The sequence below is a fragment of the Leeuwenhoekiella palythoae genome (assembly GCF_020310025.1).
GTDB lineage: Bacteria > Bacteroidota > Bacteroidia > Flavobacteriales > Flavobacteriaceae > Leeuwenhoekiella > Leeuwenhoekiella palythoae.
The window spans coordinates 867,092-881,833 of sequence record NZ_CP084318.1; the positions used below are offsets into that span (position 1 = coordinate 867,092).

13 protein-coding genes are annotated in these 14,742 nt (G+C 40.9%); 2 read left to right on the plus strand and 11 right to left on the minus strand.

The window, feature by feature from the left end; genetic code table 11:
* Positions 1-24 precede the first annotated feature (24 nt).
* The 9 genes from LDL79_RS03490 to LDL79_RS03530 all read right to left on the minus strand — a co-directional run bounded on the left by LDL79_RS03490 (position 25) and on the right by LDL79_RS03530 (position 9,771).
* On the minus strand, positions 25-1,440 hold the full coding sequence (locus tag LDL79_RS03490; RefSeq protein ID WP_394372598.1) for a M20/M25/M40 family metallo-hydrolase: 1,416 nt from the start codon (positions 1,438-1,440) through the stop codon (positions 25-27).
* A gap of 141 nt (positions 1,441-1,581) precedes the next feature.
* A complete protein-coding gene (locus LDL79_RS03495) occupies positions 1,582-2,448 on the minus strand; it encodes a PPK2 family polyphosphate kinase (RefSeq protein ID WP_225599171.1) in 867 nt (288 codons plus the stop codon).
* Positions 2,449-2,472: 24 nt separating this feature from the next.
* On the minus strand, positions 2,473-3,636 hold the full coding sequence (locus tag LDL79_RS03500; protein ID WP_225599172.1) for a sigma-54-dependent transcriptional regulator: 1,164 nt from the start codon (positions 3,634-3,636) through the stop codon (positions 2,473-2,475).
* Positions 3,637-3,638: 2 nt separating this feature from the next.
* The gene (locus tag LDL79_RS03505) at positions 3,639-4,526 is read right to left on the minus strand and encodes a hypothetical protein (protein WP_072983682.1); all 888 of its coding nucleotides are present in this window, start codon (positions 4,524-4,526) and stop codon (positions 3,639-3,641) included.
* Between the two features lie 11 nt (positions 4,527-4,537).
* Positions 4,538-5,455 (minus strand): mechanosensitive ion channel family protein, encoded by a 918-nt coding sequence (locus tag LDL79_RS03510; protein WP_072983680.1) that lies wholly within the window; start codon positions 5,453-5,455, stop codon positions 4,538-4,540.
* Between the two features lies 1 nt (position 5,456).
* Positions 5,457-6,746 carry an ABC transporter permease gene (locus LDL79_RS03515; RefSeq protein ID WP_072983677.1) on the minus strand — a complete coding sequence of 430 codons (1,290 nt, stop codon included), beginning with the start codon at positions 6,744-6,746 and terminating at the stop codon, positions 5,457-5,459.
* Entirely contained in the window at positions 6,746-7,702 is a 957-nt protein-coding gene (locus LDL79_RS03520; protein ID WP_225599173.1) for an ABC transporter ATP-binding protein, read from the minus strand. Before LDL79_RS03520 ends, LDL79_RS03515 begins: the two co-directional genes overlap by 1 nt.
* 331 nt (positions 7,703-8,033) lie before the next feature.
* On the minus strand, positions 8,034-9,158 hold the full coding sequence (gene dnaJ, locus LDL79_RS03525; protein WP_009781235.1) for a molecular chaperone DnaJ: 1,125 nt from the start codon (positions 9,156-9,158) through the stop codon (positions 8,034-8,036).
* 37 nt (positions 9,159-9,195) lie between these two features.
* A complete protein-coding gene (locus LDL79_RS03530; RefSeq protein WP_072983674.1) occupies positions 9,196-9,771 on the minus strand; it encodes a nucleotide exchange factor GrpE in 576 nt (191 codons plus the stop codon).
* A 153-nt stretch (positions 9,772-9,924) separates the two neighbouring features.
* Between LDL79_RS03530 and LDL79_RS03535 the strand changes: the two genes are divergently transcribed.
* Entirely contained in the window at positions 9,925-10,599 is a 675-nt protein-coding gene (locus tag LDL79_RS03535; RefSeq protein WP_072983672.1) for a YceI family protein, read from the plus strand.
* Between the two features lie 81 nt (positions 10,600-10,680).
* On the opposite strand, the gene LDL79_RS03540 is transcribed toward LDL79_RS03535, so the two are convergent.
* Positions 10,681-11,589 (minus strand): TIGR01777 family oxidoreductase, encoded by a 909-nt coding sequence (locus tag LDL79_RS03540; RefSeq protein ID WP_225599174.1) that lies wholly within the window; start codon positions 11,587-11,589, stop codon positions 10,681-10,683.
* Positions 11,590-11,737: 148 nt separating this feature from the next.
* On the opposite strand from LDL79_RS03540, the gene lnt reads away from it, so the two are divergent.
* Positions 11,738-13,351 (plus strand): apolipoprotein N-acyltransferase, encoded by a 1,614-nt coding sequence (lnt, locus tag LDL79_RS03545; RefSeq protein WP_225599175.1) that lies wholly within the window; start codon positions 11,738-11,740, stop codon positions 13,349-13,351.
* Here the strand turns inward: lnt and LDL79_RS03550 are convergent, their stop codons facing one another.
* On the minus strand, positions 13,352-14,740 hold the full coding sequence (locus tag LDL79_RS03550) for an exopolysaccharide biosynthesis polyprenyl glycosylphosphotransferase (RefSeq protein WP_225599176.1): 1,389 nt from the start codon (positions 14,738-14,740) through the stop codon (positions 13,352-13,354).
* Positions 14,741-14,742: the final 2 nt, after the last annotated feature.

Sequence of the window (14,742 nt, forward strand, 5' to 3'; positions counted from 1 at the left end):
CTTAGTAGAAGTTTAACAACAATCTTAGTCTTTAAGCGGCTTCTCGTTAGTTATAGGAGGAATCACACCGTGGTTGTCAAAAAGATAAACCAGACTGGTCATCGTCGCTGCACCCAATTCTAATTCTCGCTTGTTTACCGCATCAAAAGTATCATTAGAAGCGTGGTGATGATCAAAATAACGCTGCGAATCAGGACGTAATCCTGCCAGAACAGTTCCTTCTTCTTTTAACGGACCAACATCTGCCCCGCTTCCGCCTAATTCGAAAAAGTGAATTAAATATGGTTTAAATAACGGAATCCAACTTTGAACCTGCTCAAAATTGGCTTTATCAGCATCAAAAGAGAATCCCCGAGGTGTAAAACCGCCTGCATCACTTTCTAAAGCAAAAACGTGTTTTTCGCCTTCTTGCTTCGCTACTTTTGCATATTCAGTGCCACCACGTAACCCGTTTTCTTCATTCATAAAAAGAACGACGCGTATGCTGTGCTTCGGTTGGTAATTTGCAGCTTTCATCAAACGCAACACCTCCATACTTTGTACTACACCGGCACCATCATCGTGGCTTCCGTCACCTAGATCCCAAGAATCTAAATGGCCACCAACAACCATAAATTCGTTGGGTTTTTCGCTTCCGGTGATTTCACCAATCACATTGAACGAAGGCACATCTTCTTCATAATTCTTGCAATTCATTTTTAGATAAAATTGCGTGTTCTTGTCCTTTTTAAGCAGTTTACTCAACAGCGCCGCACCATTAGTGCTTATCGCGGCTGCCGGAATACGCTTATCATTAGGCAATTCGCCGTAAGACATAGAACCGGTATGCGGAAGATCGTCCATTCTTAGATTCATGGAGCGTACAATAACGCCCACGGCACCGTACTTTGCCGCTTCTCGCGCTCCAGAATAACGCTGATCTACACAACCACCGTAAGCAGAAAACGTCTGGATCAGATCGGCCTGCATCGGACGGTTATAAAAAACGATCTTACCTTTTAGTTGAGCTTCGCCAAATTTTGCCAGATCCTCTATTCCTTGAACTTCAACAACTTCAGCGGTGACTCCGTCAGCAGTCGTAGCGATCGAGCCTCCCAAAGCACAAACAGGCACATCAATGCTACCATCCGGTCCTTTAATGTGTGCTTTTTCCGGCGCGCCTCGTTCCCATTTTGGGACCATCACCGGCTGTAACCATACTTTATCCAGTCCGATAGATTCAAGTTCTTTTTTTGCCCATTGCACGGCTTTTTCAGCGCCGGCACTTCCGCTTAGACGTGCTCCGATATCATTAGATAATTCGTCAAGCCACTCATAACTGTTGCCGTCTAAAAGCGATAAATCATAAAAATTGCGCAGTTGCAAAGAGTCTTTAGTTGTTTGTGCAGAAACCAAATGAAACCCTGCAAACAACACGACAAAGAGGAAAATTCTTTTCAAAATTAGTTGTGTTTTTAGATGAGTCCTAAAAATAATATTCTCTCGCGGTATTTATGCGATTAAACAGAAAAATCGCCACTTCCGTGCCGATTTTTGATAGTTTCATTAACTATGGAGTTGATATTTAAAAGTTCTCAGCCGTTATTCTGATTCCAACTGTTTGCGGTAGGCGTCAATATTACTTTTTGTTTTCTCATCAAGTTCTGGCTCTTCAATGTCTTTATACGAGGAAAGCTTTTCTAGAAGAATATTGGCTAAGATCAGGCGTGCGGTAGGTTTGTCATCTGCCGGAATAACATACCAAGGCGCGTGAAATTTAGACGTTTTGTTGATCGCATCTTCGTAACACTGCTGGTATTCATCCCATAGCGCACGCTCTTTGAGGTCGCCCGCTGAAAACTTCCAGTTTTTGTTGGGTTTATTTAAGCGGCGTAATAATCGATGCTTTTGCTCTTCTTTTGAAAGGTGCAGGAAGAATTTAAAAATGATCGTTCCGTTATCGGCGATGTGCTTTTCAAAATTATTGATCTGCTCAAAACGCTTTTCCCAAAAAGCTTCATCAATATCTGAAACATCATTGATCCCGGGAATGTTTTCATTTAAAATATATTCCGGATGTACACGCGTGACCAAAACATTCTCGTAATGCGTTCTATTAAAAACGCCCACCTTACCTCTGGCCGGCAATGCGATGTAATGACGCCACAAATAATCGTGTCCCAGTTCTAGAGAAGTTGGTGTTTTAAAACTATGCACGACCACACCACGGGCATTAAAATTTTTAAAAACCTCGCGAATCAAGCTGTCCTTTCCGGCTGTATCCATTCCTTGAATGCAGATCAGCGCAGCATATTTTCCGTGGGCGTACATCGCATTCTGAATAGCTGCAATCTTCTTACTCACCTCATCCAACTCCTGCTCGAGTTCTTTGGTCTTACCAAAATCCTCGTGGGTTTTACGATCGGCTAGTTTTATGGGTGCGGTGATTTGATAATCTGAAGCTTTCATATACGATGGTATTGGTATTACTTTTTATTTGCTGGCAAAGAGTTGTACATCTTCTTCAGAGACTTCGCTGCCTCCTAATATTATTAGGCGCTCAACTACATTACGAAGTTCGCGTATGTTACCCGTCCAATCGTATTCCTGTAGTTTTTCTACCGCCTTACCTGTAAAATTCTTAACTGTAGTGCCTTGCTCGCCGGCAACTTTATTTGCAAAATGACGTACCAAAAGTGGTATATCATCTCTTCGATCATTAAGCGGTGGTACCGGAATTAAAATCACTGCAAGACGGTGATAGAGATCTTCTCTGAATTTTCCGTCTGCGATCTCCTTTTTAAGATCTTTATTAGTTGCTGCGAGTACCCGCACATCAACTTTAATATCTTTATCGCTACCCACGCGAGACACTCTGCTTTCTTGCAAAGCGCGCAACACCTTAGCCTGCGCCGAAAGACTCATATCTCCAATTTCGTCAAGGAAGATTGTTCCGCCGTTTGCGGCTTCAAACTTTCCGGCGCGATCTTTATTTGCCGAGGTAAACGCACCTTTTACGTGACCAAAAAGTTCGCTCTCGATCAACTCAGACGGAATCGCCGCACAATTGACCTCAACCATTGGTCCCTTTGCGCGGTCACTTTTTTCGTGCAGCCAGTGTGCAACGAGTTCTTTCCCGGTACCGTTAGGGCCGGTGATCAAAACGCGTGCTTCGGTAGGCGCTACTTTTTCAATTATATCTTTGATCTTGGCAATAGGTTCACTCTCGCCGATCATCTCGTACTGCTTGCTTACTTTTTTCTTTAGACGCGTATTTTCAACAACAAGATTTTTTCGGTCTAAAGCATTGCGCACAGTATTTAGTAACCTGTTTAAATCCGGTGGTTTTGAGATGTAATCAAAGGCTCCCAAACGCATCGTATTCACCGCAGTATCCAGGTCACCGTGCCCGGAAATCATCACCATTGGGATTTCGGGCTTTATTTTTTTTGTGGCTTCAAGCACCTCAACACCATCCATTTTAGGCATTTTGATATCGCAAAGCACCAGATCATAATCCTGATCTTTGATCTTTTCCATTCCGGCGAGACCGTCTTCGGCCTCTTCAACCTGATAGGCTTTATTTTCTTCGGTTAAGATTTTGGTAAGCACGCGTCGTATTGCGGCTTCATCTTCTATGATTAAAATTTTTGACATGCTTAAAATTTAAATTTCACACCGGTTCTAAAATAAAACGTATTGTCACTATTAATCGTGTAAATATCGTCCCGGTCATTATTGCGCAACCTAAAATCATTGCTGATCGAGTGCGTGGCGTAAGCGTAATATAGCAAATGCTCTGTAAAATAGTGCTCGTAGCCTAACCCGCCCATAATGATAGTCATTGAAATGTTTTCGGCGGTACGACCATCAATGATCATATTGTTCTGAATATTGGCGAAAAAGTTATCTAGGGACACAAAAGCTTGCAATGCATCTTTATGTGAGTCATTTAAATAATGCCGCACATTAGTCTTAGGCACACCCAAAGTGTACGTCCAGTTAGGATGAAATTCTCTGTAATAATTGACTAGCGGAAGCGGAAAATTACGCCCCGGCGTTGAAGAATAGTCCAATCCAAAAATCCAGCGGTAGGGTTTTGTGGGTGAATTTTTCTTCATATCGTTAATTGCATAAATTGAAGCTGTATAGATCCAATCATCAGGCACTAAAGTCCCGGCGATATTAGAGTTGATACGTGCGCCCGCTTTTACGCCAAACACCCAATGTTCTTTAAACCGCCATACATAACCTGCATAAGCAGAAATGCGGTGCAGCGTGCTCACATCTTGCACATTAAAACCATCAGGAACCGCATCTTTAATATCAATATGCGTGTTTCGATATTCAAAACCGGCTACCAGAATGTTATTAAGCTCTTTATCTAAAGGAATCGGCACCTGCAACAAAGCCCTAAACCGACCAACAGAATTGTTAGAATTACTAAACGGAATATGCATATATTCTACCCTTGCAATATCTGTGGTTTGCGATCGCATCGTAAACATCGCAACAAGCATTACAGGTACTAGAATATATTTTGTCATAAAAAGGGTTCTTATTGGTTTTCGGTTGGGTAAAAATGAACATCGCGCTGCGGAAACGGAATCGTAATGTTGTTCTTTCTGAATTCCTCATCAATCCTAAAACGGATTTCACTCTTGATCCGCGGGTCTGAAAAACTGTCATTGATAAAAAAGAATACTCCAAAATTCAACGAAGAATCACCAAACTCTTCAAAAAGCACAGTTGGTTTTGGGTTTTTAAGCACCCCGTTCTGTTTGCCGGCACAGTCTAATAATATTTTACGCACAAGCTGGGTATCGCTTCCATAGGCGACTCCTACTTTAACTGTTTCTCTAGTGGTTTTATGGTTTTGGGTATAATTGAATACGATCTCATTAATAAAGTGATGATTAGGTATAATGATCACTTTATCATCTCGGGTTAAAGCTCGGGTGGTACGCAGCTTAATTTCAAAAACACGGCCTACTTTTCCGTCGATCTCGATCACATCTCCTACCGAGAGCGACTTATCGACCATTATAAAAATACCCCCAATGATGTCTGTAAATAAATCCTGTAAGGCAAGACCTAAACCTACAAATAAAGCTGCGGAAGCTGTAAGCAATACCGTAACGTCAATTCCCGAAGCGCTTAAGGTGATCACCACGACAATTACATACACAATATACCTGATGAACTTAAAAATGCTTTTAAACTTAAGCTCATTCTCCAGGTCCATATTCCGCGTGATAAAACTACGTATCAAGCGCAAAGCGGCGGTGGCCACAATAAATGCAAGAATTACCAGCAGCAAATGACCAACTGTAAAATCTATGGGCGTGTTTCCTGTCTTAAAATGGATACCCAAGTTGAGAAAATCTTGTATGGTTCCCCACACATTTTCTTCAATGACGTCCTTTACTTTTTCAGCGCCTTCCTTTACGGTTTCTTTTACCTCTTCCTGAATCATTTTAGTACTTAATCCACTTTAAAATTTCTTTATACGTGGGTTTCTTACCATACATAAGAATACCTACACGGTATATTTTTGAACCAAACCATACGGTAAAAATAAATGTCGCGATGAGAATCCCTACGGAAAGTGCCAGCTGCCACCACGGCACTCCAAATGGAATACGCATTAACATCACAATTGGCGACGTCAACGGAATCATCGAGAAAATTGTTGCTATAGAACCGTCAGGATTTTCGATCACAGCAAAAAAGCCTACGTAAATCGCCAGCATCAGCGGCATAATAATAGGCAACATAAACTGCTGGGTATCGGTCTCACTATCAACAGCTGCCCCAATTGCCGCGTAAATAGAACTATATAAAAAGTAACCTCCTATAAAATAAATAAGGAAAAAACACGCAAGTTTCAATAACGGCAGATTGAGCACATCTAGCAAAATCAATTCAATTTTATCTAGATCTGTTGTGGCCATCCCGCCCATCGCTGCATTAGGAGTATTGGCATCTAAGCCTAAGAAAAGCGTTAAAAAGGTGAGCAATCCGCCACCTATAAGCAACCAGATCATAAACTGCGTAATCCCTGCCAGCGTAGTACCCATTATTTTACCCATCATCAGTTTGAAAGGTTTTACCGAAGAAATGATCACTTCAATGATCCTGTTTGTTTTTTCTTCAATTACCGAGCGCATCACCATATTGCCATAAATGATGATAAACATCATAAGCAAATATCCTGCGCCACCACCAAAACCGGCTTTAATCCAATTTGATATTTTTGAAGTGCGCTCGCCTGAAAAATCTTCAATAGTAATAGACACTAAGGTTTCTGAGGCGTCGATCAAGTCAAGATCTACGCCACGATCTAAAAGTTTTTCGTTAGTGAGTTTGGTTTCAATTTGCTCTTCAATACTTTCAATTGTTGAAATTCCCGGTGCTTCATTACCATAAAAACGTACGCCAGAAGTATTCTTTTTTACATTTTCAGGAATGTATAAAAGCCCGAAATAATTTTGTTCTTCCACCAGGTCTTTAGCGGTATCCAGACCTTGCGGCGACAGATCGAGATAATCAATTTCTGCAGTGCTCTCAAAATCTTTATAGAAAAGTCCGCTTTCATCTACAACCACAATGGTTTGTTTTCCTGCCTGATTGAGTTGCGTTAGATACGTGATCAACATAATCATCCCAACGACAATCAACGGACTCAAAAAAGTCATGATAATGAACGAGCGATTGCTTACGCGGGCTTTATATTCTCTCTTGATTATTAATGCTAAAGAACCCATTAATTTGCATTTATCGTTTGGATGAAAATATCATTTGCTGTCGGAACCACCTCAACAAAATGGTTGATCGTCCCTTTATTGGCCAGAAAACCTAAAAGATCATTCGGACTTAAACCTTCCGGAATTTTAACTTGAAGTTTTAAGTCGTGTTCGTTGATGGTTTTAAAACTTGCGGGTTGCAGTTGCCAATCGTCGTGTGCGCTCTCAAGCACATTTTTTTTGAGCACTTCAAGACTTTGCACACTGTCATCTGCGGTCTGAATTCCTACCTCAAACGTATTGGTGCGATACGCTCTTTTTATATCAGAAAGACGACCGTCTAGCACTTTATTACTTTTGTGCATCAATGCGATATGGTCGCACATTTGCTCAACAGATTCCATACGGTGGGTAGAAAATAAAATCGTTGCCCCGTCGTCGCGTAATTTTAGAATTTCGTCTTTGATCAAAGTCGCGTTGATAGGATCAAAACCACTAAAAGGTTCATCAAAAATGAGCAGTTTAGGTTGGTGCAATACCGTAACAATAAACTGCACCTTTTGCGCCTGTCCTTTAGAAAGCTCCTGGATTTTTTTGTTCCACCAGTCCATCATCCCCAAGCGCTCAAACCAATATTTACTGCGCTCTTTAGCTTCGGCTTTGGTTAATCCCTTAAGTCGTGCCAAGTAAATAACCTGCTCCCCAACCTTCATCGATTTATATAACCCACGCTCTTCGGGCATATACCCAATATTGATAATATGCTTTTGATCAAGCGCTTCCCCATCCAGATACACTTTACCGGTATCTGGCATGGTGATTTGGTTAATGATGCGTATAAGTGTCGTCTTACCGGCTCCATTAGGCCCTAAAAGACCAAAAACACTTCCTTTTGGAACTTGGATAGAAAGATCGTTCAGAGCGGTATATTTCCCGTATTTTTTATGAATATGGTCAGCGACTAAAAGGTCTGTCATAGAAGTTTGTAGTAAACTACCTCGGGGCAAGCCCATAAGGCATTCGTTGCGAACAAATTTTAATTTCGTATCATCCTGATAGCTATCGGGATGGGGCATTACACCCTTTGGCTGTGCCAATAAAAGCTAAAGATATTGAAAACCATAGACCTCAAAGGCCAGTTAAGAATTATTTAGTATCAAAAACCGGTATACCAAGGCCCTTAAACAAAAACCCACCCTTAATGTGAATCAAGGATGGGAAAAAAATTGCTATGAAAAAGAAAAATATCACTAACTAGTGATTAGTGATATTCAAATATACACTTTTTTCTTAATAACATCTTAAAATTTAAGAAAACATGTCTTTTACCTTTTCAAAGAAGGATTTGTCCTCCTGTTGTGGCTGCGGTGAGAAATGCTCATCGTCTAACATATTTTCAAAAAATTCACGTTGTTCTTTCTTCAAGTTTTTCGGTGTCCACACGTTTACGTGTACCAGTAAATCTCCTTTACCATAACCGTTAATTGAAGGAATACCTTTTCCGCGTAAGCGTAATATCTTTCCGCTTTGCGCGCCCTCTTCGATCTTGATACGCACCTTACCGGTAACGGTATCAATCTCTTTGCTGGTACCCAATACAGCTTCAGGAATACTGATATATAAGTCGTAATGCAGGTTATCACCCTCACGGCTCAAGGTCTCGTGTTCTGCTTCTTCAATAACCACAAGAAGATCTCCCGCGATCCCGTTGTTTCCAGGAGCTTCATTACCTTTTCCGGTAACTTTCAATTGCATCCCATCGACTACTCCGGCAGGAATTTTAATAGAAACCGTTTCTTCTTCGGTCTTCATTCCTTGCGCATCAGCATCGCTTGGTTTAGAATCTATCATCTGACCGCTACCACCACAGGCTGTACACGGCGAAGCCGTTTGCATTCTACCTAAAATCGTATTGGTAACCCGTGTTACCTGCCCGGTTCCGTTACACGTAGAACAGGTTTTATAAGTAGTTCCGCTAGCTTGCTTTTTACGCTTAACTTTGATTTTCTTTTCGGCACCGTTGGCAATTTCCTCAAGGGTTAGCTTCACGCGAATGCGCAGATTGCTTCCCTTAGTTCTACGCTGACCACCAAAGCCACCGCCAAAACCACCAAAGCCGCCTCCGCCGCCAAAAGCACTTCCGAAAATATCACCAAACTGACTGAAGATATCGTCCATATTCATACCTCCGCCACCGCCGAAGCCACCGCCTTCAAAGGCTTGATGACCATATTGGTCGTAGCGCGCACGCTTGTTCTCATCTCCTAAGACTTCATAGGCCTCTGCTGCTTTTTTAAACATATCTTCAGCCTCAGAATCTCCCGGATTTTTATCTGGGTGATACTTGATCGCTTTTTTACGATACGCTTTTTTAATCTCTGCAGCAGTCGCATTCTTGCTTATGCCTAGTATGTCGTAATAATCTTCTTTCATCCCTATCTCTTCTTCAATCTTTAAAATTCATCTACAATTACTGGCCTACAACCACTTTAGGATAACGTATGATACGCTCCCCAAGCTCGTAGCCTTTCTCTACCACATCAACGATCTTTCCTTTAAGATCTTCCTGCGGTGCAGGAATTTGAGTGATCGCCTCGTGTACATCTGCATCAAATGCATCACCAGCTTGCACCTCCATTTGCTTAAGACCTTTTGTCTTTAGCGTTTCGCGCAGCTTATTGCTGATCAGCTCAACTCCTTTCTGAAGGTTTTTGTCTTTAGCTTTTTCGATTTCCACCATTGCGCGATCAAAATCATCCAGCACCGGTAACATGGCCTGCATCACTTCTTGACCTGCAGTTTTAAAAAGCTCAACACGCTCCTTACTGGTGCGACGTTTGTAGTTCTCAAATTCTGCAAAAAGACGTAAAAACTTGTCTTTTTCCTTTTCTAAATCGGCTTTATATTTTGCCAATTCGTCCTCATCTGTTGCTATATCTTCTGCAGCTGCAGGCTCATTTTGAGCTTCCTGCGTTGCATCTTGCACATCCTGTGCGTTATTCTCTTCGTTCTCGTGAAGAATTTCTTCTTTATTTTCTGAACTCATGGTATATCAAATTTGCTTTGCAAATGGCAAAAGTACTGCCAATTCTATAAAAATGTCAAAATGTCACCGATATATTTTATAGTTTATTTAAGAGCAATTTTCAATGTTTCTGCTATTTTTGACCTCTCAATTAACACTAAAAAAGTATTTATAATGAAAACCAAATTTTTATCGCTATTTGCTATGGCTGCGCTATTTACAGCTGTAGTATCTTGTAAGAACGAAAATAAAAACGAAACCGAAGCTGCAGAAGCAGAAGCTGCTGTTGAAGCAACTGCTGAAGCTACCAAGTATATGGTAGACAAAGAAGCTTCAGAAATTAAATGGTTAGGTGAAAAACCTACCGGAACGCACGATGGTGTAGTTGGCTTAGAATCTGGTGTAGTTCGTGTTGAAGGCGAGCAAATTAGCGGAAGCTTTTTAATTGATATGACTTCTATCACTGTTCAGGATTTAGAAGGAGACCAGAAAGCAAGTCTTGAAGATCACTTAAAAGGAACTGTTGAAGGTAAAGAAGGTGACTTTTTTAACGTTCAAAAATTCCCTACTGCTGCCTTTGAGATTACCGGCGTAACTGAAGGTGAAGACGGAAAGAAAATGATGTCTGGAAACTTAACTCTTAAAGAAACTAAGAAAAACATTGAGTTTCCTGTAACTTACGAAGTATCAGGAAATACAATGACGTTGAAGTCTGAGCCATTTACAATTGATCGTACTGATTGGAATGTAAACTACGGTTCTAAATCAGTTTTTGATAACTTAGGTGACAAATTCATCAACGATGATATTGAGTTAGAATTTACAATTGTTGCTAACCAGCAAATGTAATTTGTAACGCTATTACAAATTAAAAACCGGCTAAATGCCGGTTTTTTTTATGTCTTCTATTTTCTCGCAACATCTATTAATCTAATTTTCAAGAAGGTCTTTAAGTGCTTTATTCAATTGAGTAAACTTAAAGATGTAGCCTTTATTCTCTATTTTTTGCGAACTTACTTTCTGACTTTCCAGTACGATGGCTGCCATTTCTCCTAAGATCAACTTGAGCATAAATGCAGGAACCTTAGGCATAAAAAGCGGTTTGTTTAAAACGGCCGCAGCTTCCTTAGTCAAGGTTTCATTAGTGACCGGCGCAGGTGCTACCGCATTGTAAATTCCTTCGTAGGCGTTTATAATAACTGTTTTAAATATTCCGGCTAAATCATCTAGATGAATCCACGATTGCCACTGTCTTCCATCACCTAAAGGACTGCCCACATAATAGTTTATAGGCTGAATTAACTTTTCAAGCGCACCACCGTTTTCAGCCAATACGACTCCAACCCTAACTTTAGAAACCTTAAGCCCTAAAGATTTAAATTGATCTGCTGAAGCTTCCCAGGCTTCTACCACCGTTCCTAAAAACCCCGGATTATACGTCTCAAATGCTTCGGTGTACAATTGCGTTTTTGAAGAAGGATATGCGCCAATGGCACTAGCCGAAACAAAATGCTTTACCTCGTTTTCAGTGCTTTTTAAAGTATCAAAAAGTAATTGCGCTGTCTGGGTTCGGCTTTCTAAAATAGTCTTTTTGTAGTCTTCGGTCCAGCGCTCTGCAATACTCGCCCCGGCTAAATGCACAATGGTCCTTACCCCTTTTAAACAGGCTACATCTAATTGGCCCTTGGCGGTATTCCATAAAAAGCCTTTATAATTGGGTTTTGATTCAATTTTATCCGGACTTGTGGTTAAATAATGTACTTCGTGGTTTGCACGAAGCAACTGTTTAGTAAGCGCCTGGCCAATTAATCCCGTCGCTCCGGTGATAAGAATTCGCATAGTTGGTTTTTGCTCTAAGTTAATCACAAATAGAAGAGTGCGCCCTTGCTTTTAAATAGGTTTAACACACGTTAGCCTATATTTTTGAGTTGGTATTTACGTTATAAATTGCGGTTGCTTTAACTTGCCTATGCATTAGAACGCTGTTATGAAAAACCTTTTATTGGCATGCGCTACCGGTTTACTCCTCGCACTAGCCTGGCCTACTTACGGATTTCCGCTCTTATTATTTTTTGGGTTCGTGCCCTTATTATTTGCCACACGCAATCTGAACACTTCTGACGTCAAACGTCCAAGACTGAAACTTTTCGGACTTTCCTATTTAGCTTTTTTCATTTTTAATATCATCACAACGTGGTGGCTTTATAACTCCACAGGATTCGGGATGTGGTTTGCGGTTTTAGCCAACTCCTTGCTGATGACCTTAGTCTGGATGCTCTATTCCCGAATCAGCAAGCGATTTTCAACCAGCCTTAGTTTAACCTTTCTCGGTGCTCAATGGATACTTTTTGAATTTATGCATCTCAACTGGGAATTTGCCTGGCCGTGGCTGAATTTGGGCAATGCATTCGCGACCTTTACAGGATGGATTCAGTGGTATGAATATACCGGGACTTTTGGCGGAACGCTTTGGGTATGGCTTGTTAATGCGTTGATCTTTAAAGGAACTCTGGCTTACGCCGAAAGAAAAAATCGGAAAATACTGAGCGTTAAATTGGCCATTGCGGCGGCAGTGATCCTTATTCCTATAGGAATTAGTCAGTTAATTTTATTGAATTATACCGAAACCGAAAACCCTGTTGAGGTGGTGTTATTGCAACCCAATATTGACCCCTATACCGAAAAATACAACACTACAAACGAGCGAATAGCCGACTTACTTTTTGAGGAAGCAACAAAAACGCTCACTTCTTCAACCGATTATTTGATCGCTCCTGAAACGGTTCTCGCGGAAGGCGCCGGAGTTGATCTTCGCAGTTTTGCCTTTAGTGCAGAAAGGCAAAAAGCACAACAATTTTTAGAAGACTATCCCAACCTTAATTACTTAGCTGGAATTCAATTTTACCGGGTGTACAACGACAAAGCCGCTACCCTACCAACTTCAAATTATGTTGGCAAAGACCGCATAGGAAATCCCATTTGGGCAGATTTTTTCAATTCGGCTTTTTTACTAAATCAACAAGACAGCATTCAGATTTATCACAAAAGTAAATTAGTGGTTGGCGTTGAAAACTTTCCGTATCAAAACGTTTTAAAACCGCTTTTAGGAGATATCATGCTCGATCTGGGCGGAACGGTTTCTATGAAAACAACACAAGATAATCGCGTTGCTTTTACGGGAAGTAATGACACTAAAGTGGGACCGGTGATTTGTTATGAATCGGTTTACGGAGCTTTTGTTACCGATTATGTTAAGGAGGGAGCAGAATTTTTGGCCATCATCACCAACGATGCCTGGTGGGGCGATACCCAAGGCCACAAGCAACACTTGAATTATGCACGCCTTCGTGCCATTGAAACCCGAAGAAGTATTGCCCGCAGTGCAAATACAGGCATTTCAGCGTTCATCAACCAAAAAGGCGAACTGACCAAAGAATTGGGTTACGGCCTCCGTGGAAGTTTAAAAGGTACGCTCAATGCCAACGATACGTTGACTTTTTATGTACGCTTTGGAGATTATCTGGCTAAACTCGCTTTTATTCCCGTTATACTTCTATTAATACTTTCATTCTTCAGAGAACGTCGAGTAACCCAAGTGTAGCTATTGACCGCGATAGTATAAAACTGTACTGATGGTTTTCAGCAAAATATTCAAATCAAGAAAGAGGTTGCGGTGTTTGATATAAAACAAGTCATACTGCAATTTCTCTAAGGTATCATCAATTGATTCTGCGTATCTGCCGCGCACTTGAGCCCAACCGGTCAAACCCGGTTTCACCGTATGCCTAATTTGATAAAAAGGAATTTTCTCTGAAAGTTCCTGCACAAAAACAGGACGCTCCGGCCGCGGACCAATAAGACTCATTTCACCTTTAAGAATATTCACGCATTGCGGAATTTCATCAATTCGCAGATTTCGTAAGATCTTGCCAAAAGGCGTTATACGGCGGTCAGCTCTACTGGCCCATTGGACTCCTTCCGCCTCAGCATTTATGATCATTGTACGCAATTTTAGAATATGAAAAGGCTTACCGTTAAGGCCTACACGTTCTTGAGTATAGAAAAGTGGACCACGATTACCCATAAGATTTCCTATAAAAACTAAAGGAATAATAAACAGACTGACAAACATCACGCAAACCGCAAAAATCACATTAAAAAGCCTGCTGATAAAAAGATAAAATCGGTTTTTATTACTTCTGCTAAACGGGAAATATTTATAAAAATCCCGCTCCACGTGCTGTACGGGTACGCGATGCGTGATCTCTTCATAGACTTGCGTGTATTCCCGGATAGGAAAACCACGCTCAAGCAATACCAGCAACTTATTGTACAACTCAACCCCAACCCCTTGCGCAGCGCTTGCCACAACAATTTCGGAAACCGAATATCTCTTAATGGATTTGATCAGGTTAGCGACTTCAATGGCTTTCAACCTTCGATCAAAATCTTTTGCTTGTATTTCATCAGTATTTACAAAACCGATTACCCGATAATTGGGATCTGCCTTATGAAGATTTTCGGCAATGAGATTAATATCAAAACTGTTCCCAACCACTAAAATACGCTTATTGAATCGCGGAGCGGAAATTAAACTGATGTACGCATACCGCCATACCAATAAACCTACCACCATCGAAGCAAAAAAGAGTAGGATTTGCAATCTGTTTTCCGGTAAAACAGGAGTTACAAACGGAGTAAGAATAAAAAACAAAACCGTTGTAGAAACGGTCAAAAGGATATTCTTTAAAGTAGTCTGAAAGGAAGCTGCTTTTTGTAAATCGTAAAGCTCAAAAATCGCAGCAAAAACAGTATAGTAGAGCCATAATACAAACACCCAACCCCACCTACTATACCTGATCTTAAGGTAGTCAAATTGAAAAAGGCTATACACCAAAACTAAAGTTAGGGTTATAGCGACCAGATCAAAAATGCGCAAAAGGATTTTGCGCTCTGAAATTTCAAAATGAATATTAGGTATCCAAGACATCA

Excerpts from the sequence above, each read along its gene's own strand:
- dnaJ (WP_009781235.1), bottom strand. The coding sequence starts at position 9,158 with ATGAAAGAAGATTATTACGACATACTAGGCATAAGCAAGAATGCGACT.
- LDL79_RS03535 (WP_072983672.1), top strand. The coding sequence starts at position 9,925 with ATGAAAACCAAATTTTTATCGCTATTTGCTATGGCTGCGCTATTTACA.
- lnt (WP_225599175.1), top strand. The coding sequence starts at position 11,738 with ATGAAAAACCTTTTATTGGCATGCGCTACCGGTTTACTCCTCGCACTA.
- LDL79_RS03500 (WP_225599172.1), bottom strand. The coding sequence starts at position 3,636 with ATGTCAAAAATTTTAATCATAGAAGATGAAGCCGCAATACGACGCGTG.
- LDL79_RS03495 (WP_225599171.1), bottom strand. The coding sequence starts at position 2,448 with ATGAAAGCTTCAGATTATCAAATCACCGCACCCATAAAACTAGCCGAT.
- LDL79_RS03505 (WP_072983682.1), bottom strand. The coding sequence starts at position 4,526 with ATGACAAAATATATTCTAGTACCTGTAATGCTTGTTGCGATGTTTACG.
- LDL79_RS03520 (WP_225599173.1), bottom strand. The coding sequence starts at position 7,702 with ATGACAGACCTTTTAGTCGCTGACCATATTCATAAAAAATACGGGAAA.
- LDL79_RS03530 (WP_072983674.1), bottom strand. The coding sequence starts at position 9,771 with ATGAGTTCAGAAAATAAAGAAGAAATTCTTCACGAGAACGAAGAGAAT.
- LDL79_RS03550 (WP_225599176.1), bottom strand. The coding sequence starts at position 14,740 with ATGTCTTGGATACCTAATATTCATTTTGAAATTTCAGAGCGCAAAATC.
- LDL79_RS03510 (WP_072983680.1), bottom strand. The coding sequence starts at position 5,455 with ATGATTCAGGAAGAGGTAAAAGAAACCGTAAAGGAAGGCGCTGAAAAA.
- LDL79_RS03515 (WP_072983677.1), bottom strand. The coding sequence starts at position 6,746 with ATGGGTTCTTTAGCATTAATAATCAAGAGAGAATATAAAGCCCGCGTA.
- LDL79_RS03540 (WP_225599174.1), bottom strand. The coding sequence starts at position 11,589 with ATGCGAATTCTTATCACCGGAGCGACGGGATTAATTGGCCAGGCGCTT.